This is a genomic window from Streptomyces durhamensis, assembly GCF_000725475.1.
Classification (GTDB): Bacteria; Actinomycetota; Actinomycetes; order Streptomycetales; family Streptomycetaceae; genus Streptomyces; species Streptomyces filipinensis.
Map to the genome: position 1 here is coordinate 157,845 of NZ_JNXR01000003.1, position 25,095 is coordinate 182,939.

Genomic DNA, 25,095 nt, shown 5'->3' on the forward strand with positions numbered 1-25,095 from the left:
GTCATCGGCGCCGTCCCCGGCGGTTCGCGCGGGTGGTCAGCTGTTCGTACGCCGGGGCGTCGCCCGCGCGGACGCGGTCCCAGGCGCGCGTGAACAGCTCCGGCACCGGGATCAGCGGTATCGCGCGCCGGTGGTCCGCGATCGGGTACAGCCCCTCCTTCCAGGTCTCCGCCGGCAGCGCGGGCGACTTCAGGTCGCGCCAGCCGCACGGCAGGAACAGCGTCCGCCCGGCGCGCGGCCGTTTGGCCTCCACCACGAGGTCCGTGGCGGCCAGCTCGGCGCGGGCCTTCTTCAGGCGTGCTGGTTTCCAGCCGGTCCAGCGGGCGCAGTTGCGGTCCGTCGGATCCGGCAGGGCCAGCAGCTGGAGGTAGAGGGCGGCGGCGTCCTCGCCCAGCCCGTGTGCGGCGGCCACCTCGGTGACGAGCGCGGGCACGCTGACGGCCGGATCCTGGGCGTACCCCGTGCGGCCCTCGGCGCCGGCCGTGACCGCGCGGCCCAGCTCCTCCCCGAGAAGCGTGCGCAGCGCACGCAGTCCGTGGCCGCGCTGCGGACCCACCAGGCCGTCCAGCAGCCCGAACACCGCGTCGTCGGGCCCGGTGAGGCCGGCCGGTCGGACCAGGACCGTCTCGGTGTCGCGGTAGCCCGGGCGCAGAGCGAGCGCGTCGCCGACCCGGGTCGTGCCGTAGGCGTCGGCACCGCCCGTCGCGGGCAGCCCGTACACCTTCCGCAGCTCCACCGCCGTGCAGCCGCCCTGCTCCGTGAACTCCACGTCCAGGCCGAGCAGCAGCTCCGGATCTGCCATCCGGCGGCGCACCGCGGCCAGGCCCTCGGGCAGGGCGGCCCGCAGCGGGTGGCCGTACGGCAGGACGTACGCCAGTGCGGAGAGCGCGCCGACGGCCCCCGTCAGGGTGTGGCCGCTGGGCATCGCCTGGGGGTCCTCCGCGACGAGGTTGCCGTCCTTGTCCGGACGCAGAACCGTGGTGCGGCTCAGCCAGGGGGTGCGGGACGGGTTGAGCACGTCCTGGGTTCCTCCGGCGCGCATCCCGGCGAGTTCGGCGCTGAGGTCCTCCGGCAGCCGGACGAGCGAGCCGAACCGCTCGGCCCACACCCGCCCCGCGGCCTGGAGGTCCGGTCCCGCCGTCCACAGGGCGGCCGGGTCGTCCGGCAGCAGCGCGCCCATGAGCGCCGCCCGCCGTTCCACGCCCAGCCCCTGCAGCAACGCGGCACCGAACTCCCGCTGCCGGGGCTTCAGTCCGATGACGGCGAGGGCCTCCGCCTCCGGTTCCTGCGGCTGTCCGGCGAGCAGCACGGTGGACTGCAGCGGGCCCAGCGCGCCACCGGTCGCCGCCACCAGCGCCTCGGGCGCCGAGGGCTGCCAGGGCGCGGCGCCCTTGTCACGGACGAGACGGATGACGGCGGCCAGGTCCTCGGTGGAGATCGTCGGGGCGTACCGCGTCTCCTGCTCCAGCGTGAAGTGCGCGACGGCCCCGAACCCGCCGGACGGATCGTGGTCCAGCGCCAGCCACTTGACGCGCTCCCGCTGGACGTCGACGCCCTGCTGGCCGACGATCACCACCGTGCGCCCGGCCCGGCGCAGTACCTGCCCGGCCCGCTGCGCCTGCTTGCCCTCCTGCGGTTCGCTCAGCACCAGCTCCCGCAGCGTGCCGTCGGCCGCGACGAGCGGCCCCTCCGCGAGGGCCTCGGCCAGCAACAGCAGCGGTTCCCGCTGGGTGTCGCTCAGGGCGGGCGAAGCGGCCCGGTACGCCAGCGCCCGCAGGACGCCCAGGACGGGTGGCCACACCATGCCGATCGCCGGGACGGTGTGCTCCTCGCTGGTCCAGCCGTCCGTGAGGGCACCGAGTCGCTCCAGGCCGGGCAGCGGCGTGCCGTCGGCGGGCCTGCCGGACAGCACGTGGTTCACCGCGCGGATCTGGCGGAGCACGCTCCACCGCTCGCCGTACCACCAGCCGTGCAGTCCGACGACACCGGACAGCGCGTCGTGCAGGGTGCGGTCGTCGCCGTGCACGGGGCTGTAGTCGGCGAACATGCCCTCGGTCCGGTTGCGCGGCTGTCGCGGCCCCTCCTCGGGGGGAGTCGCGAAGGCGGTGGCCGACTCGGTGATGCGCAGCGCCGACCGGGCCAGGGCGGCGACGCCCCTGCGCAGCCGCTCGTCGGTCAGCTCGGGCAGGACGTGCTCGACCGCCTTCAAGGCGACGGTGTCCGCGGTCGGTACCGCGGCCTTCGCCGTCTCGTCCGACCCCGCATCCGCCAGCGCCTCCTGACGGATCGCCAGGGCCTGTGCGGTGAGCCGCAGCAGCTCCGCGGCCTGCTCGTCGGCGAGGGCGCGCAGCACCGCGGAACCCTGCTCGTCGCGTGGGCGCAGTGCGTGCCAGAAGGGCAGCGGGGGCACCAGCCGGGTGCCGGCCGCGTACTCGCCACCGCGGTCGTTCGGCGCCAGCCGGCCCAGCAGACCGGCGGGAGAGGTGTCGTCACCGGCGAAGAGGCCGATGTGCCCGCCCGACCGGGCGCTGTGGCCGCCCAGTCGGACGACGACCGGCTCGGCCCCGCCGGGCAGTCGCAGGGCACCGAAGGGTACGACCGCCCGGTCGCCGTCGCCCCTTGCCACCGACACCGTCCGCCCGTCCGGTGTCCCGGCCGTACGACGCTCGTCCGCACCCTCGCCCTCCGTGCGCACCCAGCGTCCCAGCACCGTGCCGTCGGTGCCGAACGGGCTGCCCTCCAGGCCGGGTTGCAGCGGCAGGACCTCGCACGCGCCGGGCAGCAGCGCGGCGTCCTCACGGACCGCCGAGCGCAGCAGCGCGGGCAGGGACGCGCGGCCGTGCGTCCCGGTGACCGGGTCGTACTCCAGCCACACCGTCTGCCGGCCCTGCCTGCCCTCACGCCACAGGGCGGTGCCGTCACCGATGATCGCGCGGCACGGTGGCAGGTCCGTGTCACCGGCGTGCAGGGTGCGGCCTCCGGTGGCCCGGCCGCCGCCCGCCAGCGGGATCGACGGGACGATCGTCTCCTGGCCGGACCACCAGGAGGGCAGCTGCTCGCCGCCCAGCTCGAACACCTCGGCGGGCCGGGCCGACCAGTAGCCGTACTGCTTGCTGCCGTGCCGCCACATCACGAGCAGTTCGCCGTCCACGTACCGGAAGCGGGGGCGCTGCCAGCGGTCCAGGTCATGGGGCAGGCGCAGGTCGTGGTCGAGCAGGATCCGATCCGGGCCGACCACCACCGCCTTCTGCCGGCGGCACAGGACCAGCGCCGGCCAGGCCTCGTGGACGGCCAGCGCGTCGTCCTCGCCCTTCCTGGTCCGACCGTCGAGCAGCGCCAGCGCCTCGTCGAGGGCGGGCCAGCCCAGCTCGTCGAGGATCCCGGCCCGCACCGTACGCCCGAGCAGCGGCGCGACCTCGCGGCCGGCCACCCGGGCCACCGTGTCCGGCGCGACCTCGGAGGCGATCACCCGGAAGGGACGCAGCCGGTCGAGCGCCGCGCGGGCGCCGGGCAGGCCCGCCGCGCGCGTGAAGTCGCCGGCGGCCTCGTCCAGCCACTCGCGCAGCACCCCGGAGAGGACCGGATGCGCGGCCAACGACGTCAGCAGTTCACCGGCGCGCCGATGTGCGCCGGCCTTGTCCACCGCCTGGTGCAGCAACCGCCGCAGGCGCGGGTCGGCCGTGACGGCCGCCAGGTCACGCCGGCCGGCGCGGGTGTCCAGCAGCCACTCGGGCAGCGGCAGATACACGGGCACGTCGGCGTCCGGCAGCGACAGCGGGACGCGCTCGGCCGCGCACAGGTCCAGCAGGTCCAGATCCGCGCCGGCGTGCCAGCGGCCGGTGCACAGGTCCACCGGACGGCCGGCGTCCCGCAGTACCGGAGCCATGCGGGCGGCCAGCGCCAGCGTGGCCGGGCAGCGGCGGGAGTAGGAGCCGCCGTGCTTGCGGAAGGAGGCCCAGCGGGACAGCCAGTCCGCCGGATCGGCGCCGTGCTCGGCTGCCGCGGAGGCGTCCGTGAGCAGCCGGTCGGCCCCGGTCTCCGCGAGCAGCGCCAGCCAGAACTCCTCGTCCTCCGCGTCCCGCCCGAGACCGGCGGGCATGATCTCCAGCAGCCGGAGCCGGATCTCCGGCCGCTCCTCGGCGAGGACGACCAGCACCGAGCGGTAGGCGGTCCAGAAGGACCGGGGCGCGCGGACCGCGGCGGGGGAGGCGAGGAGGTCGGCGACCAGTGCGCACTCCTCCGTGACCCGGGGCAGGCCCGCCGCCTTGAGCAGCCCGCGCGCGTCCTGCGGCAGTGAGGCGTACGGCGGCATCCCGGCCGCACAGCGCTCCACCGTCAGCTGCCGGAACTGCGCCCAGGCCGTGGCCGGTTCGAGCCGCCCGGCGAGGTCCCGCACATGCTCCTTGAGCGCCTTCACGGTCAGTGCCCCGGCGAAGGCGAACTCCAGGAACACGGCGCGCTGGCGCTCCTCGTCCACCGCGAGCGCGTGCACCCGCTCGGCCTCACGGGCCTTGCCGAAGAACGCGGCGGCGTACGTGGTGTTCTCGTGCTCCAGGAAGACCCGCGCGGCCTGTTCGTAGAACGTCGGCAGGAAGTGCGGCACGGCCCGGCCCAGCCGCTCGCCGAGCGCCTCGAAGCCCTCCTTGGCGGTGCCCGGGCGGGACTTGGCCTGCCGGGCGAGCCGCTCGACGTCCTTCACCAGGGCGAGCGCGTGATGGCCGTTCGCCGGGTCGTTGACCAGAGCCCAGGCCGGGAAGCCCAGCGTCTCCCGGCGCACCTGCCCGATCACCGGGGCCTCCGGCTCGCGGGCGAGGCCCAGGAACTCCAGGGCCAGGTCCTCCGCCTCACCCAGCGTGCCCGGCACCAGCCGGACCACCCTCCGGTCGTCGAGTGCGGGGTGCGTGTAGCTGCGGACGGTGAGGCTGTCGGCGTCCTCCCGCGCGGTGCTGCCCGCGGGCAGGACGGCGCCGGCGTCCAGCAGCGCGGCCGCCGTGGTCTCGTCGTACGTCATGCCGCGCGCTCCTCGTCCTCGATGTCCCGCCCCGCGTACAGTGCGGCCGCCATGCGCATGCCCTCCGACCAGGCCACCGGCCCGACCTGACCGAGCCTCAGCACCCGCCCCGCCGGGTCGGACCAGACCAGCGGGCCGGTCTCGGTCTCCATGTAGCCGTCGTAGTCGCCGACCCACACGCGGGCCTCGACGCCCCGGCCGTCCTCCAGGACGGGACACACGGCATACCCGCCGCGCACGCGGTAGCCGAGCTGGGTGGCCCGGCCGTGCAGGAAGCGCAGCTCCTTGAACGAGCCGCCCGCGTACTCCTCCACCTCGGTCGCCTCGGCGTCGAGCGCGGCCGGGCGGTGCCAGACCTCGCGGAAGAGCTGCTGCGCGCGCTGCTCGACGCCCAGTTCGACGGCGAACTCCCGCAGCTCCTCCAGGTCTTCCAGGAGGACCGGGTGCGGGATGTGCACGAGGGCGGGGGCGATGCGGACGGTGTCGCCGTCGAGGTCGACCAGGCCCAGGCCGCGCTCGGGATCGGCGTCCCGCAGGAATCCGGCGACCTGACCGTCGGCTCCGGTCACGACGAGGTCGCGCAGCGCCGCCTGCCAGGCCGGGTCGGGCCACACGCGCGTGACGACGGCGAGCGGCACGGGCAGGGAGCGGACCATCCACCGCTCGGCATCGGCCAGGCACTGCCGCTCGTGCCGCTCCAGCCACTCGACGAGCTGCCTGAGGCCCACGACGGCGGGATCATCGGCGATCTTCGGTGGCACCGACTTCAGCCGTCGCCCGGACGCGTTGCGGCACACCACCTTCCCGCCGTCCAGGGCGACCTCGTAGTCGCCTGCCGACACCCACCCCATACGTGCCTCCCCGCACCGCATTCGATCAAGTGACGGGAACTGTAGGGCAGGCCACTGACAACGCCCTCCGCAGGCCGGAGGGCGTTGTGGAAAAACCGTTCTGTATGTTCTGTATGAGGTTGAGGCAACGGGTCCGGGAAAGAACCGGGGAAGGTCAGTCGCGCCCGTCGGTGCGCTCCTGCTTCTCCTTCTTCAGCTGCTTGACCCGCGCGCCTTCCTTGCGGACCTCGGCCTGCGTGGCGCGCTCCTTCTCCAGCCACTCGGGCCGCTCCTGCTTGAGCGCCTCGATCTGCTCGGTGGTCAGCGGCTCGGTGACCCCGCCGCGGGCGAGGCCGGCGATGGACACGCCGAGCTTCGCGGCGACCACCGGACGCGGGTGGGGACCGGTGCGCCGCAGCTCGCTCAGCCACTCCGGCGGGTTCGCCTGCAGCTCGTTCAGCTCGGCGCGCGAGATGACGCCCTCCTGGAACGAGGCGGGGGTGGCGGGGAGGTACACACCCAGCTTCTTCGCCGCCGTCGCGGGCTTCATCGTCTGGGTGCTCTGCTGCGAACTCATGACGTCAAGGGTATCGGCCGCGTGCCCCGGGCCCGACCACGGCCGGTGGCCGTGGGCCGCGGCCAGGGCCGGTAACCTGGCCTGGTGACAGGCTCGGAGGAATCACCGTCGTTCCGGCTCGCATACGTTCCCGGAGTGACGCCCGCCAAATGGGTGAGGATCTGGAACGAGCGTCTGCCGGACGTCCCGCTCACCCTCGTGCAGGTACCGGCCGCCGAGGCACCCGGGGTGCTGCGCGCGGGCGAGGCCGACGTGGGCCTCGTACGGCTCCCGGTGGACCGTACGTTCTTCAGCGCGATCCCCCTCTACACCGAGACCACGGTGGTCGTCGTCCCCAAGGACCACCTGATCACGGCCGCGGACGAGGTGACCGTGGCCGATCTCGCCGAGGAAGTGCTCTTCCACCCCCTGGACGACGTCTTCGACTGGGACCGGCCGCCCGGCGAGCCCGCCTTCGAGCGCCCCGCGACGACCGAGGACGCGATCGAGCTGGTGGCCGCGAACGTGGGCCTCCTGGTCGTACCGCAGTCCCTGGCCCGCCTCCACCACCGCAAGGACCTCACCTACCGCCCGGTCACCGACGCCCCCCAGTCGAGTATCGCCCTGTCCTGGCCGGAGGAGGCCACCACCGACCTGGTGGAGGACTTCATCGGGATCGTCCGGGGCCGCACCGTCAACAGCACCCGGGGCCGCAGCAAGCCCGCGGCCCCCGCACCCGAGCAGAAGCGCAAGCGCGCCGAACCGGGCTCCGCCCGGCAGAAGCCCGCGGCCAAGTCCACGGGCCGCACCCCACGCGCCAGGGCGGCGGGAGCCAAGCAGACACCCAGGCAGGGCAAGCCGCGCCGCAGGTCGTGAGGGCGGGAGCGCCCCGAGAGCGGCCGTGTGCGGGCCGGCGAACGGAGCCGGCCATGGCCCCGCCGTGGCCGGGCCGGGCCTCGCAACGGGCTCCCACGCCCCCAGAACCTCGCGTACGGCTAGCCCCAAGCCCCGGCCACGGCTACCGCCCCGCTCACCGCCACCTCCCGGCCACAGTCACCGGCCCGGCCCCGGCTACCGCCCTCGCCACGGTCATGGCCAGGACCACCGCCCATGAAGCCGCGGTCACGAGGCCACGGGTGCCGCAGGCGCAGGGTCGCGGCCCCGGCTAGGCCTTCTGCCGCGCCGTCTGCCTCGGCTGCTCCGGCTGCGGGCGGGCCTGGCGTTCCCGCAGGTCGGCGACGGCCAGGCAGAGGGCCAGCAGGATGATGCCGACGCAGGTGAGCAGGCCGTACTGCAGCGCGGCGACCGGGTCACCGTGATTGGCCAGGTGGGCGAAGAACACCGAGCCCACCACCGCGACACCGGCCGCCGAGCCGATGCGCTGCCCGGTCTGCAGCACTCCGCCCGCGGCCCCGGCCCGCCGCACGGGCACGAGGGACAGGGTGAGCGTGGTGTTCGGGGAGGTGGTCAGGCCCGAGCCGATCCCGGCGAGCAGCAGGGGGAGCGCCGCCGCCCAGGCCACGCCCCGGCCCGGCACCCCGTGCAGGGCCGCGACGACGCCGAGAATCCCCACCGTCACGGTGCACAGCCCGGCGATGACCAGCTTGCGCCCGAGGCGCACGACCAGGCGGCCGCCGACCGCGGCACCCACCGCCGTGCCCGTCGCGAACGGCATGGACGACAGGCCCGCGGCCAGCGCGCTGTAGCCCAGGCCGTTCTGCAGGAAGATCGTGTAGACGAAGAACAGCGTCGTGAAGCCGCCGAAGTACACGAGGCTCAGCAGTGCCCCGAGCGAGAAGGAGCGCAGTGCGAAGAGCCGCAGGTCGACCAGGGGAGCCCGGTCGTGTCGCGTCTGGCGCCGCTCCCACGCCCAGAACGCGGCCAGCAGCGCGGCGCCGGCCGGAAGCAGGGCCCACTTCAGCCGCCCGTGCCACTGCTGTTCCTGCACCAGGGGCAGCATCAGGGCGGACACACCCGAGCCGAGCAGCAGGACGCCGGGGACGTCGAAGCACTCCCGCCTGGCCGGTGAGCCGGGGGAGCGGGGCAGCAGTCGCAGCGCCGCGCAGAAGACGGCCACTCCGATGGGCAGGTTGACGTAGAACACCGAGCGCCAGGCGCCGTCGCCGCCGGTCGCGTGGATCAGCAGGCCGCCCGTCAGCGGGCCGAGCGCCGTGGAGAGGCCGATCGTGGCGCCCATCATGCCGAAGGCGCGGGCCCTTTCCGCGCCCTGGAACATCTGCTGGATCAGCGCCGTGGTCTGCGGCGCGAGCATGCCGGCCGCCGCTCCCTGGACCAGACGGAACAGCACCAGCCAGGCCGGGCCGGAGGACAGCCCGCAGGCCGCCGAGGCGAGCGTGAACAGGGCGATGCCGGTCAGGAACGTCTGGCGTTGTCCGCGCATGTCGCCGAGCCGACCCGCCGGGACCAGGACCAGACCGAAGGTGAGGGCGTAGCCGGAGACCACCCAGGACAGGTCGGCCGGGCTGGCGGCGAGCCCGCGCTCCACCGAGGGGAGTGCCACGTTCACGATCGACGTGTCCAGCAAGGACATGAAGGACGCGGTCAGACAGACGGCAAGCGCTTTCCACCGTCGGTCGCCCTGGAGGGGGACGGCCTGGTCTGTAGTCATGAGATCACGCTATGCATCCACCGCGTCCCCCGCACGGCGGGAGATCCGGTGCACCGCCCCCACCGGCCGGTCCGCAGCCCTCGGGCCGCGCCTCAGGTCGCGTGCGACGCCTTCCGCGCCGTCCGCAGCACCGCCGCGCCGTCCGCCCGTTCCAGCAGTCCCTCCGCCGCCCGCGCGCCCACGACGTCCCCGGCATGGACGAGCAGCGCACCCTTGCTCCGGAAGGGTGCCCCGGCCCTGCCCCGGCCCACACCGCGTCGAGGAACGCGGTGCCGTCGGACCGGGCGGGGTCGGCGACCCCCGAGTCGAGGCCGCCGAAGACCACCCGGGGTTCGAAGCGGCGGACGCAGGCGCGGGCAGGGTCCGCGGTGCCTTCGAAGAACGGGGCGAACCGGACGCCGTCGGCAAGCCGCCCAGACGACAGGGAAGGGACGGAGGGGAGTCGACGGCACTGAAGGGTGTGGGCGTTGCCCGGCGCCCCCGGGCCGTGGCCGGAGTCAGGCGTGCGCCGGATGCGCGGTGAACTCCCGCTGACCGCTCCCCAGTGGCAGCGCCGCGGGGGCGAAGGTGCGACGGGCGGGTGGACCGCATGCGGTCCAGCGCGCCGACGTCAGGTGCGGACCGCCCGGCCGAGCGACTCCACCAGTGGCAGCAGCCGGTACGGGACACGCTCGCGCAGCGCCACCTCCGTGCGGGTGCGCACCACGCCCGGCAGGCTGATCAGCTTCTGGATGACGTCCTCGAGGTGGGCGTTGTCCCGGCCCACCACCCGGGCGAGCAGATCCCCGCCGCCCGTGATCGAGAAGGCCTCCACGATCTCCGGCACGGCGGCCAGCGCGTCACCCACGTCGTCCAGGTGGCCCTGGGTGACCTCGATGTGCACGAACGCCAGCACCGGATGGTCCAGAGCGGCGGGGGACAAGGAGGGGCCGGTGCCGGTGATCACACCCTCCCGCTCCATGCGGTCCAGCCGGGCCTGGAGCGTGCCGCGGGCGACGCCGAGGACGCGGGCGTACTCGCGCACGCTGGTACGCGGCTGCTCCAGGAGCAGCCGCAGGATGCGGGTGTCGAGTTCGTCCACTGTCATGAGGGACGACTGTACCAATGGCTCACCGAGTGCGCCCCCGCGTGTGCCGCCCGACCTGGTCCGTTGGCATTCCGGTGGGACTGATCGAGCGCCCGTGGCTGTACCGATGGCTCAGAGATTCGAGCGACACTTGAGCCAGCGACCTCGGTGATGCTCTCATGGAGCCGTCGATGGCGCTGCGGGTCTCCGCGGCGCCTTTTCTGTGCCGGTGTTCCCCAGGGGAGGGCAGCAGTGCTGAAGAGGATGTTCGTGGCTCCGGACCCGGGGCGGGCGCGGCTGCGCTTCGCCGCCCGGGCCGTCCTCGGCATCGGCCTCGCGGTCGTCGTCTGCTTCGTCGCCGGGCACTCCGTCGTGGGCGCGGTCACCGGTGGCCTCGCCGCGCTGCTCGCCCTGTTCACCGTCGCCGACCCGACCGTGCGCGGACAGGCGGTCACCACCGCGCTGCTGCCCGCCGTGGGCGTGCCGGTGCTCGCCGCGGCAGCCGAGCTGCACGACATCCCCGTCGCACGGGACCTGGCCTTCCTGGCCGTCGTCGGAGCCGGGGTGTACGTCCGCCGGTGGGGACCGCGCGGGCACAGCCTCGGCGTGTTCGCCTTCATGACGTTCTTCGTGGCCCAGTTCCTGCACGCCACCCCGGCGCAGCTGCCCGAGCTGTACGCCGCCGTCCTGCTGTCCGTGCTCAGCGCGGCCGTGGTGCGTTTCGGACTGTGGTGCTACGAGCGCCGGCTGCCCCCGGCCGCCGTACCCGCCCCGTCCGCCGCACGCGGCCTGGCCCGGGTGACCACGCGGCAGGCCGTCCAGGCGACCGCGGGCGCGGGCTTCGCGCTGGTGCTGGGCCAGCTGGTGTCCGGACAGCGCTGGTACTGGGCCGTCGGCGCCACCTGGTGGATCTTCGTCAACACCGCCTCACGCGGCGAGACGCTGGTGCGCGGTTTCCGCCGGGTCCTCGGCACGGTGATCGGAATCTGCCTGGGCTTCCTCGTCGCCGTCCCCGTGAACGGCGCGCCGGTCCCGACGGCCGTCCTCGTCGCGGTCGCCGTCTTCGGCATCTTCTACACGGCCGCCGTCTCCTACACCTGGATGATGCTCTGGGTGACCCTGCTCGCCGAACTGCTCTACGGCCTCCTCGGCGTCCTCAGCCCCGGCCTGCTCGCGCTGCGCCTGGCCGAGACCGGCGTGGGCGCGCTCGGCGCCGCGCTCGCCGTGCTGTTCGTCCTGCCGGTCACCACCCACGCCATCACGGACGCCTGGATCCAGCGCGCCCTGCGCTGCGTCCACGCCTGCACGGCCGAGGCCGCGGCTCGCCTCGCCGGCTCCACGACCGCTGATCCGGCGCCCCGCGTCGCCGAACTGGAGCAGCTCCTCGGTCGCGTCCGGCTGTCCGTGGCGCCGCTGGTGCACCCGCTGAACCCGAGGCCGGCCCGCAAGCGGCGCGCCCGCAGGGTCCTCGCGCTCCTCGACGACTGCGCCCGTGAGGTCCGTGGCCTGGTGGCGGTCGCCGCCGACCCCGAGGCCTCCCACGACGCCCGGCTGGCCGCGGCCTGCTGGCGTGTCGAATCCGCCGTCGAGGCGCTCACCGCCGGTCGCCCGGAGCCCGTCAGCAGCCCCGCCGAGCCGCCCGCCGAACCGGCCCTCGCCCACCTGCACGGCCTGGAACGCGCCCTCGCCGACCTGGCCGAGCCGCTGGGCGCGCCGTCGGGGTCCCGGTTGGTGGGGGCGTGAGGCAGAGGTGACCGACGCACCGTAGGTGGGGCCGGCTGGTCGGCGTGTGCGCCGCGGCGGGAGGAAGCGTGAACCGGTCGCCCAGGCGGCGCGGTGTGCCCTGAGCTGGTCCCACAGGGGGCGCGGCGCGCGGCGGCCCGGCCCCGGTCATGGGGGTTCGCCGGCCGGCCCGAGGGCCGCATGCATGGCGGCGCGCGAGCCGGCCCGAGGGCCGTGTGGCGAAGAACCGCCCCGTCCTCTTGGTCTAGACCGCCGTGATCTGCTGCTACCGTCGGCCCAGGACGGGCTGGACCGAGGGACCGAGAGGGGACAGCGGTGGCAGAGGACGTCAGGCCCGGCAGGCGCCGGGCCTTCATCGGCTCGTTCACGGCGGCGGGCGGCCCCGGCCTCGTGACCGCACAGGTCGCGCCGGACGGCGGCGCCCTCACCCTCGGCCCCGCCGTGAACGACGTACCCGACCCGTCCTACCTGGTCCTGGCCCCGGACGGGGACACCCTCTACGCGGTCAGCGAGACGGCCGAGGGAGCCGTCGCCGCCTACCGCGTCGCCGGCGAACGGCCGGTACTCGCCGGGTCACCCGTGCCGGTCGACGGCAGCGGACCGACCCACCTCGGCCTCTACTCCAGGCATGTGCTGACCGCCAACTACGGCTGCGGCAGCGTCACCGCCGTACCCCTGCGCCCGGACGGCACGCTCGCGGGCAAGCCCTCCGGACGGCTCCAGCACACCGGCTCCGGCCCGCACGACCGGCGTCAGCGCGGCCCGCACGCCCACCAGGTGCAGGCCGACCCGAGCGGCCGGTGGGCCGTCAGCGTCGACCTCGGCACGGACTCGGTACGGGTGTGCACCCTCGCGGACGGCACTTTGGCCCTGCACCGCGAGTTCGCCCTGCGACCCGGCTCCGGCCCCCGCCACCTGGCCTTCCACCCCGACGGCGCGCACGCCTACGTCGTCAACGAACTCACCCCCACGGTGACCGTGTGCCGCTGGGACGCCGAGGGCGGCTCCCTCAAGCCGCTGGCCGAGGTCCCCGTGCTGCCCGGCGCACCTGCGGGCGACGCCTACCCGTCCGGCGTCGTCGTCTCGCCCGACGGCCGGTTCGTGTGGACCGCGACCCGCGGGGAGGACGTCCTGTCGGTCCTCGCCGTCGAAGGCGAGACGCTCCGGCTCACCGGCACCGTGCCCTGCGGCGGACACTGGCCGCGCGCCCTCGCCGAGCACCGCGGCTTCCTCTACGCGGCCAACGAGCGCTCCGGAGAGGTGACGTGGTTCGCCGTGGACGAGGCGACCGGGCTGCCCCGCTACGACGGTTCCGTGCCGGTTCCCGCGGCCTCCTGCGTCGTCTTCGGCTGAGGCGCCCCGCCTCCCCCTGCCGCTCCCCCTCCCCCTCACGCCTTCCGTCACCCGTCTGCCGCCCCCGCCGTCTCCCGTGCCGGGGGCCCTTCGGCCGAGCCGCCCGGGGCAGGGCGAAGGGCCCACTCCGGGTGCGGAGCGGGCCCTGTGTCGTACGGGTGCCGTGGAGTGCCGGCGTGCGGTCAGCGGACCGGCGTGCCCTGGGGCTGCTGCGGGGCGATGCCCAGCGCCGTCGTGTACTTGGCGAGGGCGAGCTTGCCGATCGCCGGGTAGGCGCCGAGCGCCTCGGCCGTGGCGCAGCCCGCCTCCGCGGCGGCCGCCGCCAGCAGCGCCGGGTCGATCTCCGGGCCGACCAGATACGGGGCGAGGGCCAGCTGCTGCGAGCCCGAGGAACGCAGCTGCTCGGCGACGGAGGAGATCGAGCCCTCCTGGTCCAGGGCCGCCGCCATCACCGGCACGGCCAGGCGCGCGGCGAGCAGCATGCCGGTGATCCCGGCCGCCTGCACGGCCTCCTCGCCGCCCACGGACGCCAGGATGATGCCGTCCGCGGCGGTGGCGACGGTGAACAGGCGCGCGCGGTCGGCACGGGCCAGGCCCGCCTCGGACAGCCGCACGTGCAGCGCCTCGGCGAGCAGCGGGTGCGGGCCGAGCACGTCGGTCAGCTCGGCGGCCACCCGGCTGTCCATCACGGACTGGCGGATCTGCCGCAGCAAGGCGCTGTCCGGACCGGCCAGCAGCGGGACGACGACCGCGACCGGGCCGTCGGGCTCCTTGATCCCCTCGACCCCGGCGGCGATGGCCTGCTCGTAACGGGCCGTGCGCTCCTCGGCGGCGCGCGCGAGCACGGAGCGGAGCGTGGGGAACTCGGCGTCGTCCCCGTCCAGGTAACCGATCCGGGCGTCCAGGCCGGGCAGCTCGGAGCGGGCGATGCTCACGACATCCTCGGCGAGGGCGCGCGAGGCGGCGCTGGGCGCGCCGGGCACCGCCAGGGCGAGCGCGGGCGCCCCCTCGGGAGCGACCAGCGGTTCCGGTCGGCGGTGCCGCCCGGGCTGGCGGGGTCGCGGCATTCGTACTGGCAGGCCGGACTCGGGCCCAGTGGGGGTGCTCATGGCGCCGCATGTTACTGGCTTCGGGGGTTCCTCCGTTCGGGGAGGGTGCAGGTGAGCGGTTTCCGTCCGGTTTTGTCTGATGAGTGACAAGCCGATGACACATGTTCAGAGCACGTGCCGAGAACATGGGCCGACAAAAGGATGGCAAGGGGATGACAGAGGTCGACAAGGGGACGAAAAGGGGACGGCGCGGGTGAACCGGCCGTTGTCACCGGGGATCTCGATCGCCCTGTGCGGGGACCACGCAGAGCATGGCCGGTTCACCCGGCAGGGTGAACCGCCCCGCCGCCAGGTCGGTCGCGATCCGCACCGAGCCGTGCAGCGGATCGCCCTCGGCCGGCACCTGCCGGGCGTGCGGCAGCCTGCCGGCCAGTTCCTCGCGCAGCGGGACCAGAAGCGGATCGCCCAGGCGGAACAGCCCACCGGTGAGCGCCATGTGGGGCGTTCCGTCCGCCGGGCACACGGCCGCGGCCGACTCGGCCATGTGCCGGGCCGCGGCGCGCAGGATGTCCGCGGCGACCGGATCGTGCGCGGCGCAGGCGGCCACCCGGGGCGCGAAGGAGGCGAGTACGGCGGGCCGGTCGGAACGGGGGTAGAGCATGCCCGGAAGGTCGCGTACCGGCCCGAACTGCTCCTTCGCGCCGGCCAGCAGGGGCGCGGAGCCGCCGTCCCTGCCGTCGTGGGCACGCAGCGCCGCCTCCAGGCCGGCCCGGCCGATCCACGCGCCGCTGCCGCAGTCCCCGAGCAGATGGCCCCAGCCGTCCGCCCGGCGCCAGGCCGTGAGATCGGTGCCGACCGCGATCAGCCCGGTGCCCGCGGCGAGCACCGCACCCGGGCGCGGCCCGAGGGCGCCGACGTAGGCGGTGACGGCGTCGGCGGCGAGCACCGCCTGCCGTACCCCCAGCTCCCGGGCCAGGGCGCCCGGCAGTTCGGCGCGCAGGGCGTCACCCAGGGTGGCGAACCCGGCGGCGCCGACGGCGGCCGTCTCCAGCGGGCCGATCCCGGCCTCGGCGGCGGACGCCCGGGCCAGCGGGACGAGTTGGGCCATCAGATGGGCGGGATCGATGCCCCGCGCACCCGTGCGGACCGCTTCCCGTGACTCCCGCTGTGCGGCCGGGGGCCGGCCCGGCACACCGACGGCGACCCGCAGACCGGAGCCTCCGGAGTCCACCGCCAGATAGCCCGGGACGGTCACGGCAGTCGCCAGTCCACCGGCTGACCGCCCTGCTGGATCAGCGCGTCGTTGGCGCGGCTGAACGGACGCGAGCCGAAGAACCCGTAGTCGGCCGACCTGGGCGAGGGGTGCGCGGACTCCACCGCCGGCAGACTGCCCAGCAGCGGACGCAGATTGCGCGCCTCCCGGCCCCAGAGAACGGAGACCAGTGGCTTGCCGCGCGCCGCGAGGGCCCGCATCGCCTGTTCGGTGACCTCCTCCCAGCCCTTGTCGCGGTGGGCGCCCGGGCGGCGCGGAGCCACGGTCAGGGCCCTGTTGAGCAGCAGGACGCCCTGCTGCGTCCAGGGCGTGAGGTCGCCGTTGGACGGCTGGGGCACGCCCAGGTCGGTGTTCAGCTCGCGGAAGATGTTGATCAGGCTCGGCGGCAGCGGGCGTACCTCGGGTGCGACCGAGAACGACAGGCCCACCGCGTGCCCCGGGGTGGGATAGGGGTCCTGACCGACGATCAGGACCCTCACCTCGTCGAAGGGCTGCTGGAAGGCCCGCAGGACATTCGGTCCGGCCGGGAGGTAGGTGCGTCCCGCGGCGATCTCCGCGCGCAGGAAGTCGCCCATCTCGGCGATCCGCCCGGCGACGGGTTCCAGGGCCTTCGCCCAGCCCGGTTCGACGATTTCATGCAAGGGTCGTGGTGCCACGGGCGTCACCCTACTGCCGTCGACAGGCGGGTGATCAACCGATGGCCAAGCCCGGCGCGAACGCTCGGCGCGGCCCGTCCGCGGGTCTCAGCCGATCACCGCCGCCCGTACGCACAGCACGTCCGGCAGGTGGGCCGCCAGTTGCTGCCAGCTGTCGCCGTCGTCGGCCGAGGCGAACACCTCGCCGTTGCGGTTGCCGAAGTACACCCCCGCCGGCTCGGCGTCGTCGGTGCACAGGGCGTCCCGCAGCACCGTGCCGTAGTGGTCCTCCTCCGGCAGCCCCTTGGACAGCGGCTCCCAGACGCGGCCCGCGTCGGTCGTGCGGAAGACCCGGCAGCGGTGCTCGGCGGGCACGCGGTCCGCGTCGGCGTTGATCGGGAACACGTACGCCGTGCCGGCGCGGCGGGGATGGGCGGCCACCGCGAAGCCGAACGTGGACGGCAGGTCCGCGCCGATGTCGGTCCAGTGCCCGCCCGCGTCGTCGCTTCGGTACACCCCCCAGTGGTTCTGCAGATACAGCCGGTCCGGGTCGCCCGCGTCCTTGGCGATCTTGTGCACGCACTGGCCGAACTCCGGGTTCGGATCGGGCAGGAACACCGCGGACACCCCCGAGTTGGACGGCGTCCAGCTCGTGCCGCCGTCGGTGGAGCGGAACACCCCGGCCGTCGACACGGCCACGGTCACCGCGCGCGGGTCGCGGGCATCGGTCACCACCGTGTGCAGGCCCTCACCGCCCCCGCCCGGCACCCACCGCGAGCGGGTCGGATGCTCCCACAGCGGGCGGACCAGCGCGAAGCTCTCGCCGCGGTCCTCCGAGCGGTACAGCGCCGCCGGTTCCGTGCCCGCGTAGACCACGTCGGGTTCGGCGGCGGCCGGGTGCAGCTGCCACACCCGCTCCAGGGAGGCGCCGGTGTCCTTGGGGAACTTGACGGCCGGCTGCGGCGGTTCGGTCCAGGTCCGGCCGAGGTCGTCGGAGTGGAAGACCGACGGGCCCCAGTGCGCGCTGTCGCCGCCCACCAGCAGACGCGGCCGGTCCCCCCGGGTGTCGATCGCGACCGAGTAGACCGCCTGCGCGTTGAAATACGGACTGTCGTCGAACTCCCAGGCGGCGCCGCTCCTTCGGCGCCCGATGAACAGACCTTTGCGCGTGCCCACCGCCAGCAGTACCTCGGTCATGCCGATCACCTCCGGGACGCCTTTGTCCAGGTAGTCGTGAGTCAGGTAGTCATCAGGTATCGGCCAGTCTGCACCCCACCACTGACACTCCGCCCCAGAGCGCGCGTTCTCGCAGGTCACAGCGGTGTCGCCGGCCGGTGGCGAAGGGCGGCCCGGGGCCCGTTGCGGCATGTGCCTGCGCGAACGGTGCGTCCCGTGCGACCGTCGGGGAAACGGCTCGTCGTGAGCAACGGAGCGATCTCCCGCGTATGGGAGGACGGTCCGGCCGGTCGGTGCGCTCGTGAGGAGGATGCCTTTGAAGGCGTTCCGTGGTCCGAAGGTGTGGCTGTGGCGCTGGCGGCGCAACCCGCTCAAGCGCCGGGCCGACGTGCTGGAGGCCTGGGTGGTGCTCGGGGTCTGGTTGCTGACCGTCCTGGCGGGGGTCTCGGCCGGACTCGTGGCGGCCCGGTCGGTGGAGCACGGCCTGGCAAGGGAACGGGCCGCCTGGCGTCCTGTCGTGGCCCGTGTCGTGGCCCGGGCACCGGGAAGCCCGCCCGCGCACCGCCATGCCTCCTCCGGGGACCGGGTCTGGGCCAAGGTGCGCTGGACGGTGGCCGACCGCTCCGCCCACGCCGGTCAGGTCCGGGTCGAGCCCGGCAGCAGGGCCGGCACGCCGGTCACCGTCTGGACCGACCCGCAGGGCCGTCTCGTCGGCCGGCCCACCTCCCTCGCCGAGGCCGCCTTCCGCGGCACCCTGGTCGGCTGCCTGGTGGGTCTGAGTGCCGCGGCCGTCCCCTTCGTCGGCGGCCTCGCCCTGCGCGGCCGTCTGGAACGCCGGCGCATGGACGCCTGGGACACGGAATGGGCGCGCCTCGGACCACAGTGGGGGCGGACGGTCTGACCTGGCTCTGAGGCCCGGGCTCCGGTACGGCCGGGCCCGGGCCGCACTGCTGCGGAGACCGAGCCCGCCCGACCGACCCGAGCGTGGCGCCGGCCTGGGGATCGGCAGAGAGATGACGGCACCGGGCGGGGGAGAGCGGCGAGCCCGGCGCCGCGTCCCACCTGCCGATCACAGGGCGAAGGCCGGCGACCGGCCCCCACCTCGGGCGGGGACGGGCTCCGCCCCCTCGAACGGCCGCGACGCGGACCGGCTGTTCGCTCCCCCGGCGCCCGGGCACCGGCCGCTCCGCCGGGCCCGCGACCGGACCGCGCCTGAACCGACGCCAAATCCACTGCTTCGCCCGGGCGTTGCCACGATCGGGTGAAGTGCGCGGCCTGAGGCAACCTCACAGGCTCCCTCGTCAGTCCCACACGCGCAAAGGCACAGCACCAAGCCCAGGGGGCCACATGAGCCAGCAGGACCCGCAGCCGCACTCCGACGGGGGCGCCCCGCAGCAGCCCGGCTGGGGCGGCATCCAGCAACCGGGTGGGGGAGTCCCGCAGCAGCCCTGGCCTCCGCAGCAGCCGTGGGGCGCTCCGCCACCGCCGAAGCGGCGCAGCACCGGGAAGATCGTCGGTCTCGGCTGTCTCGGTGTCGTCGCGTTCGTCGTCGTGCTCGGCGTCATCAGCGCCGCCGTCGGTGGAAAGAGCGACGACAAGGCGGCCAAGAGCGGCGCCCCGGCCGCCGCCGCGTCCACGAAGCACCACGCCCCGGCCGACCCGAAGCCGGCCGGGAAGGCGCCGGTGCAGATCACCGCGAAGAAGACGGCGTTCTCGAAGAGCATCCTGGCCGACGGCGGCGACTACACCAGCGTGGCCGTCACGATCCGCAACAACGGCGCCAAGAAGGTCAGCGTCAACCCGCTGTACTTCACCGTGACCGACACCGACGGCACGAAGCACACGAGCGAACTGGGCGTCGACGACAAGCAGCTCGACACCGTGGATCTCGCTCCGGGCGAGAACATCTCCGGCACGGTCACCGGCAAGGGCACCTTCACGCCCCGGTACGTGACCTTCACCGAGGACCTGTTCGGCGACCCGGTCCGCGCGGACGTGCACTGATCCGCATCCGGCCAGGGCCCACGGCCCGCGGTCTCCCCCGACCGCGGGCCGCTGGTGCTGTGGCCGGAAAGGTTCACCGGCTCGCGACGCCCGGCACGGCACCTCGCCGCGTTGTCGCACCACCCGAGTACATCCGGTACGCGGGCGATGCTCCGCCTTGCGATGCTCCCCCACAGCCCGAAAGGCGTGGGAGGTGCCCCCAGCACCGGACGCCGCGAGCCTTCCGGCAAACCTTTCCGGCCACAGCACTAGCCGTACCCTCACCGCACACCGCGGCTGTCGGTCCGGGTGCGGAGCCCGTGCCTTGTGCCGTTCCTCGCGGTCGGCGCCGTACCCGGCTCATCGGCTCGCGCGTGTCTGACGTGCCCCCTACATCGCCGCCAGCGAATCCCGGCACGCTCTCAGCAGTGCCTCGTCCTCCGGTATGCCCTGGCCGCCGCGGATTCCCGGGTGAGCCGGAAGGCGGCGCGGGGCGGCCAGCTCCGCGGCCACCAGATGCCGTAACGGGGCGGCGGCCGGGCCCATCGCGGTGAGGCACCGGGCGATCGGCGCGCGGGTGTGCGGGTCGTCCTCCCAGGCCGCCCGGAACACGGGCAGGACCGGCTCGGGGTCCGCGTCGATGCGCCACAGCGCGCAGGCGGCCGAGACCCGCTCCTGCGCCGGCCACGAGCCGGCCATCCGCCGCAGCGCGGGCAGCGCGGAGCGCGCGGCCGGCCCCAGTCTGCCGAGCTGCCCGGCGGCCAGGCACCGCCGCTCCGGATCGGCCTGCGTCAACTCCCGCAGCAGGGCGGGCAGTACGGTGGCGGCGTCCTGGTGCGCCGACCAGAGCGCGCCGGCCGCCGCGGCGGCGTGCCGGGTGCCCAGCAGCGCGCGCAGCACCCCTGTCGCCTGCCCGGCGGCGCCCAGCGCCTCCAGCGTCTCGACGGCCTGGCCCGCGACCGCGTCCCGTGCCCCCAGGTCGTCGGGAGCCCCCTGCAGCAGCCGCAGCACCTCGGGAACGGCTTCCTGGTCCCCCAGGCCGCCGACCGCCGCCAGCAGCGGGGCGGCGAGCCTGGCGGCGGAGGGGGAGGCCGGCGGTATCCGGCCCAGCCGGTGCCGCACCGCGTGGGCGAGCGGGGCCGCGGCGGCGCCGAGGTGGGCCAGTTCGAACCCCAGGTCCACCGGGGTGGCCAGGCCGGCCAGCAGGTGGGCCAGGGCCGGGACCGCACGCGGATCGCCGGTCCTGGCCAGGGCCTTGAGCGGCCCGCCCAGCGTGGGACTGCCACGCTCGAAGCGGTCCGTCCACAGGTCGGGCCGGGCACACACCAGTGCGTACAGGTCGTCCGCGGCGGGTGCGGCCAGCGTGCCCAGCTCCGACAGGACCACGACCGCCGCGTCCCGTAACCGGTCCTGCTGCGCGGCGAGTTGGGCGCCGAGCAGCAGGACCGTTCCGCTGTGGTCGCCGCGCCAGCCGCGCAGCAGCGCCGCCGCCATCCACACGGCGTTGCACCGGTCCACCGGGTCCGGGCTGCTCAACTGCCCGCCGAGGAGCGCGGTCCGGTCGCCCACCCGGTCGCCGAGCGCGGTGTGCAGGGTGCGCAGCAGCCGGGAGCCCTCCTCGTCGGACGGCCGCAACCGCCGTAAGCGTCCGACGAGTGTGTCGGCGGCGGAGGGCTCGGGGACCCGGGCCCGGTGTGCGGAGCGCTCCCGGAGCAGCCGGACCGCCGTCGGCACGACATCGGCGGGGAGCCCGGCGGGCGCGACGAGCGCGAGCTGGCCGAGCGCGGCGAGCCGCAGCCCCGGGGCGTACGGTGGCGCGCTGTGCTCGGCCAGGAGGTCCACCGCGGCGTCGGCGTGTGCGGGGTACCGGCGGACGAACAGGCCGAGCGCCTCGGTGAGGGCGAGCAGGACACGGTCGTCCCGCTCGGCCCGCAGCCGCTGCCGTAACAGGTCCAGGACCCGCGCGGGTGCGGCCAGGAAGTGCACGAGGGCCCCGGCGGCCGCCCGGCGCACCGCCGGGTCCGGGTCCCCGGCGAGCCGGACGAAGACCTCGGCGCCCGCGCACACCGCCTCCCGTGCTCGCGGGTCCCCCTTCGCGCTCTCCGCTCCGATGCCCACCAGCAGTTCCACGACGCCGTCCCGGTCCGGCAGCTCCTCGCGGGCCACGAGCGAGAGCAGGAAAGGGACGCAGGCCAGCGTCGAGTCGTACACACATCCCTGGTGGTGCAGCGCGCCGTACATCCCGTCGAGCGCGGTCGCCCGCTCGACGGTGTCCGTGGACGCCAGGGCCCGTAACCATCCCGGCATGTCCTCCGCGGTGCCGTGCGCATGCCGCAGCGAGGCCCAGTCGACCTCGTCGATCCCCGTGAACACGTTGTCCTCCCCAGACGAGTGCCACCTGATCGCGAGTGTGCACCACGGCACCGACAACGGTACGGAAGCGCGCGCTGACTGTGTGCGATCCGTCGGCTGTCACCGGCCAGGGCGCAAGCGGCCGGCGCTCGCCCGGCGGGGGTGCGCGGGCGGTCGCGCACCCCCGGGCGGGAGGCGTCAGTTCAGGCCGGACAGGGCCCGCTCCAGGATCGCGTCGAGGCCGGCCCCGGCGGGCAGCGTGCCGAACGAGTGCCCCCAGTCGCCGCCCAGCCGGCTCGCGCAGAAGGCGTCCGCGACCGGGTGCGGGGCGTGCCGGACCAGCAGCGAGGCCTGGAGGGCGAGCGCCATGCGCTCGACCAGCCGGCGGGCGCCCGACTGCTGCGTTTCGGCCAACTCGCCCTTGAGCGCGGCGACGGCCGCGTCCAGCCGGGCGTCCGCCCCGCGCGCCAGGGCGAGTTCGGCGAACAGGGCCTCGGCCGTGTCCGGTTCCCGGCCGAGGGCGCGCAGCACGTCGAGCGCGTTGACGTTGCCCGAACCCTCCCAGATCGACAGCAGCGGCGCCTCCCGGTAGTGCCGGGGCATGCCGGAGTCCTCGACGTAGCCGTTGCCGCCCAGGCACTCCAGCGCCTCCGCGGTGAACGCGGGGCCCCGCTTGGTGACCCAGTACTTGCCGACCGCGGTGGCGATCCGCCGGAAGGCGCGCTCCCCGGCGTCCCCGCGCACCGCCCGGTCCGCGGCCCCGGCCAGCCGCAGGGTGAGCGTCGTCGCCGCCTCCGACTCCAGTGCGAGATCGGCCAGGACGTTGCGCATCAGCGGCTGGTCGATCAGCCGGGCTCCGAACGCGCTGCGGTACCGGGCGTGGTGGCCCGCCTCGACCAGCGTCTTGCGCATCAGGGTCGCCGAGGACATCACACAGTCCAGCCGGGTGCAGTTGACCATCTCGATGATGGTCTTCACGCCCCGCCCCTCCGGACCGACCAGCCAGGCCACCGTCCGGTCGAACTCCGGCTCCGAGGAGGCGTTGGACCGGTTGCCCAGCTTGTCCTTCAGGCGCTGGATGCGGAAGGTGTTGCGGCTGCCGTCGGGCAGCACGCGCGGCACCAGGAAGCAGGACAGCCCGCCCGGAGCCTGCGCCAGCACCAGGAAGACGTCGCACATCGGCGCCGACGTGAACCACTTGTGCCCCTGCAGCGTGTACACGCCGGGCTCCCCGGTGGGCGTGGCCACGGTGGTGTTCGTCCGGACGTCCGACCCGCCCTGCTTCTCGGTCATGCCCATCCCGGCGAGCAGCCCCGGTTTCTCGGCCGGCACGCGCAGCCCGGGGTCGTACTCCCGGCTGGTGAGCAGCGGCTCGTACACCTTGGCCAGATCCGGCTGGGCACGCAGCGCGGGCACGGCGGCGTACGTCATCGACGTCGGGCAGCCGTGGCCGGCCTCCGTGTGCCCCCACACCAGTCCGCCCGCGGTACGGGCCACATGGGCGCCGGGCCGCTCGTCCGCCCAGGGCGCGCCGGCCAGGCCCTCGGCGACCGCCGTGCGCACCAGGTGGTGCCAGCTGGGGTGGAACTCGACCTCGTCGACGCGGTGGCCGTAACGGTCGTGGGTGCGCAGCACCGGCTCGTACCGGTTCGCCAGTTCGCCCCATTCCTGCGCCTCGGCGCTGCCGGCGCGCGCTCCGAGGCGGCGGACGCCGTCCTCGGCCCAGCCGGCGCCCTCCCGGCGCAGCCCCTCCAGCAGGGCGAGGTCGTCGGAGGCGTCGTACGGAGCCAGCGGCGGGGGCTGGTTGGTGACGTCGTGCGTGGCGGACGGCGGCTGCGGCGGTGACGGCGCGGGCGACTGCGCGGGAATCGAGACCATGGCAGCATGTTGCACTCTTCCTGCGATCGTAGCAATGATGCAACAAGGAGGTCGCACGTACAGTACGTGCCCATGCGCATGAACGTCCCGCCCGAGCCGGCGGAGGCAGGCCTGCGACCGCTGTCCGCGCGGTCGGTCGTACTGAGCCTGCTCCTCGGCGCACACCCGGCGGAGCTGCCGGTGAAGGACCTGGTCCGGCTGGTGGAGCCCTTCGGCGTCGGCGGCTCCACGCTGCGGGCCGCGCTGAGCCGGATGGTGACCGCGGGGGACCTGCGCCGCACCGACGCCGTCTACCGGCTCAGCGACCGGCTGCTGGCGCGCCAGCGGCGCCAGGACGAGGCGCTGCGGCCCGCCGCGCGCGCGTGGGACGGCGACTGGGAGATGGTGGTGATCACGGCGACCGGCCGTGGACCCGCCGAACGCGCCGATCTGCGCGCCCGGTTGACCGCCCTGCGGCTGGCCGAACTCCGCGAGGGCGTGTGGCTGCGCCCGGCCAACCTCGCGCGCGCTCTGCCCGGTCTGCTGCACTCCGTGGCCCGCACGTACACCGCGCGACCCGACGAGCCCGGGCAGGACCTGGTCGCCCGGCTCTGGCCGCTGGACGCCTGGTCGGCCACCGCGCGGAGCCTGCTCGCCGGCACAGCGGCCGCCCGGCACCCCGCGGACCGCCTCACCGTCTACGCCGCGGCCGTACGCCACCTGCTCACCGACCCGGTCCTGCCGACCGCGCTCCTCCCCGCCGACTGGCCGGGGGAGGCCCTGCGCACGGCCTACGCCGCCTATCAGCGGGAGTTGGCCGCGTCGGTGGGACCGGGGGAGCGTGCCGCATGACGGCGGGGGCCCTCGAACGGTTCCTGCGGGACCGCTTCCAGGAGGAGGAGCGGGTGGCCCGCGACGCGGTCACCGCCGCGCCGGGCGCCGTCTGGGGCGTCATGGCGGACCACATCGAGCAGGTGCTCACCTCCCGGCACCACGGGACCACGCACACGCCACTGGTGCAGTTCGGCGCCGAGGACCCGGTGCGGCTGCTGACCCATGTGGCGCGTCATGATCCGGCGCGTGTCCTGCGGAACGTCGAGGCGGGGCGTGCCCTGCTCGCGGAGCACCGGCCGACGGACGACGGCCGGTGCCGCACCTGTGCCACGGCCGCCGACGGAGGCCCGCCCCCCGCTCCCTGCGCCACCCTCCGCCTGCTCGCCCTGCCGTTCGCGGGGCATGCCGAGTACGACGAGACGTGGCGCCCGTAGCCGGTCCGGTTCGTGTGTAGGGGTGCGGGCCGGCTGTGCGGCGGTTGTGGGCGGGGGCACGAGCGGCTGCGTGCGTCGCGTTCCGTGGGGTTGTTCCGGCGTTCGCGGGGCGTCCCGGGCAGGACCGAGGGGTGGTGTCCGTGGCCGGCCGGTTTCGTGTGTGCGGGGGTGCGAGTCGGCCCGGCGGTTGCGGGCGGGGCGCGACCGGCTCCGTGCGTCACGTGACGTGTGCTTGCTCTGTCGTTCGGGGGGATCTCGGGTACGACGAGGTCGTGGCGCCCGTAGCCGTGTGAGTGCGAGCCGGCCGTGGCGCG

General features: G+C 74.9%; 18 protein-coding genes. 7 read left to right on the top strand and 11 right to left on the bottom strand.

Features of this window, described 5'->3' with window-relative positions; genetic code table 11:
* Position 1: 1 nt before the first annotated feature.
* From IO33_RS0104400 to IO33_RS0104410, 3 genes are all read right to left on the bottom strand, one after another.
* Positions 2 to 5,011, bottom strand: coding sequence for a hypothetical protein (locus tag IO33_RS0104400; protein ID WP_031160411.1), 5,010 nt, complete (start codon positions 5,009 to 5,011; stop codon positions 2 to 4).
* A complete protein-coding gene (locus tag IO33_RS0104405) occupies positions 5,008 to 5,862 on the bottom strand; it encodes a DUF4132 domain-containing protein (protein WP_031160414.1) in 855 nt (284 codons plus the stop codon). The genes IO33_RS0104400 and IO33_RS0104405 overlap by 4 nt, the downstream gene beginning before the upstream one ends.
* 154 nt (positions 5,863 to 6,016) lie before the next feature.
* The gene (locus tag IO33_RS0104410) at positions 6,017 to 6,418 is read right to left on the bottom strand and encodes a DUF5997 family protein (RefSeq protein WP_031160416.1); all 402 of its coding nucleotides are present in this window, start codon (positions 6,416 to 6,418) and stop codon (positions 6,017 to 6,019) included.
* Between the two features lie 84 nt (positions 6,419 to 6,502).
* On the opposite strand from IO33_RS0104410, the gene IO33_RS0104415 reads away from it, so the two are divergent.
* Positions 6,503 to 7,273 (top strand): LysR family substrate-binding domain-containing protein, encoded by a 771-nt coding sequence (locus IO33_RS0104415; protein WP_209438804.1) that lies wholly within the window; start codon positions 6,503 to 6,505, stop codon positions 7,271 to 7,273.
* Between the two features lie 289 nt (positions 7,274 to 7,562).
* Here the strand turns inward: IO33_RS0104415 and IO33_RS0104420 are convergent, their stop codons facing one another.
* Both IO33_RS0104420 and IO33_RS0104430 read right to left on the bottom strand, forming a co-directional pair.
* Positions 7,563 to 9,026 carry an MFS transporter gene (locus tag IO33_RS0104420; protein WP_051926390.1) on the bottom strand — a complete coding sequence of 488 codons (1,464 nt, stop codon included), beginning with the start codon at positions 9,024 to 9,026 and terminating at the stop codon, positions 7,563 to 7,565.
* Positions 9,027 to 9,636: 610 nt separating this feature from the next.
* Positions 9,637 to 10,113: an Lrp/AsnC family transcriptional regulator gene (locus tag IO33_RS0104430; protein ID WP_031160422.1), complete on the bottom strand. Its 477-nt coding sequence runs from the start codon at positions 10,111 to 10,113 to the stop codon at positions 9,637 to 9,639.
* A 231-nt stretch (positions 10,114 to 10,344) separates the two neighbouring features.
* On the opposite strand from IO33_RS0104430, the gene IO33_RS0104435 reads away from it, so the two are divergent.
* Together IO33_RS0104435 and IO33_RS0104440 are read left to right on the top strand one after the other, a co-directional pair.
* Complete coding sequence (locus tag IO33_RS0104435) at positions 10,345 to 11,835, top strand: FUSC family protein (protein WP_031160424.1); 1,491 nt, start codon at positions 10,345 to 10,347, stop codon at positions 11,833 to 11,835.
* A gap of 315 nt (positions 11,836 to 12,150) precedes the next feature.
* Positions 12,151 to 13,188 carry a lactonase family protein gene (locus IO33_RS0104440; RefSeq protein WP_031160426.1) on the top strand — a complete coding sequence of 346 codons (1,038 nt, stop codon included), beginning with the start codon at positions 12,151 to 12,153 and terminating at the stop codon, positions 13,186 to 13,188.
* Between the two features lie 182 nt (positions 13,189 to 13,370).
* Here IO33_RS0104440 and IO33_RS0104445 read toward each other — a convergent pair whose 3' ends face one another.
* From IO33_RS0104445 to IO33_RS0104460, 4 genes are all read right to left on the bottom strand, one after another.
* A complete protein-coding gene (locus IO33_RS0104445; protein ID WP_107069223.1) occupies positions 13,371 to 14,297 on the bottom strand; it encodes a sirohydrochlorin chelatase in 927 nt (308 codons plus the stop codon).
* Positions 14,298 to 14,505: 208 nt separating this feature from the next.
* Positions 14,506 to 15,492 carry an N-acetylglucosamine kinase gene (locus IO33_RS0104450; protein WP_031160431.1) on the bottom strand — a complete coding sequence of 329 codons (987 nt, stop codon included), beginning with the start codon at positions 15,490 to 15,492 and terminating at the stop codon, positions 14,506 to 14,508.
* A complete protein-coding gene (locus IO33_RS0104455; protein ID WP_031160433.1) occupies positions 15,489 to 16,166 on the bottom strand; it encodes a uracil-DNA glycosylase in 678 nt (225 codons plus the stop codon). Before IO33_RS0104455 ends, IO33_RS0104450 begins: the two co-directional genes overlap by 4 nt.
* A gap of 87 nt (positions 16,167 to 16,253) precedes the next feature.
* Positions 16,254 to 17,342: a WD40/YVTN/BNR-like repeat-containing protein gene (locus IO33_RS0104460; protein WP_031160434.1), complete on the bottom strand. Its 1,089-nt coding sequence runs from the start codon at positions 17,340 to 17,342 to the stop codon at positions 16,254 to 16,256.
* 289 nt (positions 17,343 to 17,631) lie between these two features.
* Between IO33_RS0104460 and IO33_RS0104465 the strand changes: the two genes are divergently transcribed.
* Positions 17,632 to 18,222: an Rv1733c family protein gene (locus IO33_RS0104465; RefSeq protein WP_031160435.1), complete on the top strand. Its 591-nt coding sequence runs from the start codon at positions 17,632 to 17,634 to the stop codon at positions 18,220 to 18,222.
* Positions 18,223 to 18,668: 446 nt separating this feature from the next.
* Positions 18,669 to 19,325, top strand: a complete 657-nt coding sequence (locus IO33_RS0104470) for a DUF4352 domain-containing protein (RefSeq protein WP_078963271.1) — start codon at positions 18,669 to 18,671, stop codon at positions 19,323 to 19,325.
* Between the two features lie 369 nt (positions 19,326 to 19,694).
* Here the strand turns inward: IO33_RS0104470 and IO33_RS0104475 are convergent, their stop codons facing one another.
* Both IO33_RS0104475 and IO33_RS0104480 read right to left on the bottom strand, forming a co-directional pair.
* Positions 19,695 to 21,677, bottom strand: a complete 1,983-nt coding sequence (locus IO33_RS0104475) for a HEAT repeat domain-containing protein (protein ID WP_031160437.1) — start codon at positions 21,675 to 21,677, stop codon at positions 19,695 to 19,697.
* A 177-nt stretch (positions 21,678 to 21,854) separates the two neighbouring features.
* The gene (locus tag IO33_RS0104480; RefSeq protein ID WP_031160439.1) at positions 21,855 to 23,534 is read right to left on the bottom strand and encodes a DNA alkylation response protein; all 1,680 of its coding nucleotides are present in this window, start codon (positions 23,532 to 23,534) and stop codon (positions 21,855 to 21,857) included.
* Positions 23,535 to 23,606: 72 nt separating this feature from the next.
* Here IO33_RS0104480 and IO33_RS0104485 point away from each other — a divergent pair, with 72 nt between their 5' ends.
* Together IO33_RS0104485 and IO33_RS0104490 are read left to right on the top strand one after the other, a co-directional pair.
* Positions 23,607 to 24,365: a PaaX family transcriptional regulator C-terminal domain-containing protein gene (locus IO33_RS0104485; protein WP_031160442.1), complete on the top strand. Its 759-nt coding sequence runs from the start codon at positions 23,607 to 23,609 to the stop codon at positions 24,363 to 24,365.
* Positions 24,362 to 24,781, top strand: a complete 420-nt coding sequence (locus tag IO33_RS0104490; protein WP_031160444.1) for a DUF6221 family protein — start codon at positions 24,362 to 24,364, stop codon at positions 24,779 to 24,781. Before IO33_RS0104485 ends, IO33_RS0104490 begins: the two co-directional genes overlap by 4 nt.
* The last annotated feature ends 314 nt before the right edge of the window (positions 24,782 to 25,095 follow it).

Excerpts from the sequence above, each read along its gene's own strand:
- IO33_RS0104420 (WP_051926390.1), bottom strand. The coding sequence starts at position 9,026 with ATGACTACAGACCAGGCCGTCCCCCTCCAGGGCGACCGACGGTGGAAA.
- IO33_RS0104485 (WP_031160442.1), top strand. The coding sequence starts at position 23,607 with ATGCGCATGAACGTCCCGCCCGAGCCGGCGGAGGCAGGCCTGCGACCG.
- IO33_RS0104430 (WP_031160422.1), bottom strand. The coding sequence starts at position 10,113 with ATGACAGTGGACGAACTCGACACCCGCATCCTGCGGCTGCTCCTGGAG.
- IO33_RS0104465 (WP_031160435.1), top strand. The coding sequence starts at position 17,632 with ATGCCTTTGAAGGCGTTCCGTGGTCCGAAGGTGTGGCTGTGGCGCTGG.
- IO33_RS0104445 (WP_107069223.1), bottom strand. The coding sequence starts at position 14,297 with ATGAGCACCCCCACTGGGCCCGAGTCCGGCCTGCCAGTACGAATGCCG.
- IO33_RS0104460 (WP_031160434.1), bottom strand. The coding sequence starts at position 17,342 with ATGACCGAGGTACTGCTGGCGGTGGGCACGCGCAAAGGTCTGTTCATC.
- IO33_RS0104470 (WP_078963271.1), top strand. The coding sequence starts at position 18,669 with ATGAGCCAGCAGGACCCGCAGCCGCACTCCGACGGGGGCGCCCCGCAG.
- IO33_RS0104405 (WP_031160414.1), bottom strand. The coding sequence starts at position 5,862 with ATGGGGTGGGTGTCGGCAGGCGACTACGAGGTCGCCCTGGACGGCGGG.
- IO33_RS0104410 (WP_031160416.1), bottom strand. The coding sequence starts at position 6,418 with ATGAGTTCGCAGCAGAGCACCCAGACGATGAAGCCCGCGACGGCGGCG.
- IO33_RS0104490 (WP_031160444.1), top strand. The coding sequence starts at position 24,362 with ATGACGGCGGGGGCCCTCGAACGGTTCCTGCGGGACCGCTTCCAGGAG.
- IO33_RS0104480 (WP_031160439.1), bottom strand. The coding sequence starts at position 23,534 with ATGGTCTCGATTCCCGCGCAGTCGCCCGCGCCGTCACCGCCGCAGCCG.
- IO33_RS0104400 (WP_031160411.1), bottom strand. The coding sequence starts at position 5,011 with ATGACGTACGACGAGACCACGGCGGCCGCGCTGCTGGACGCCGGCGCC.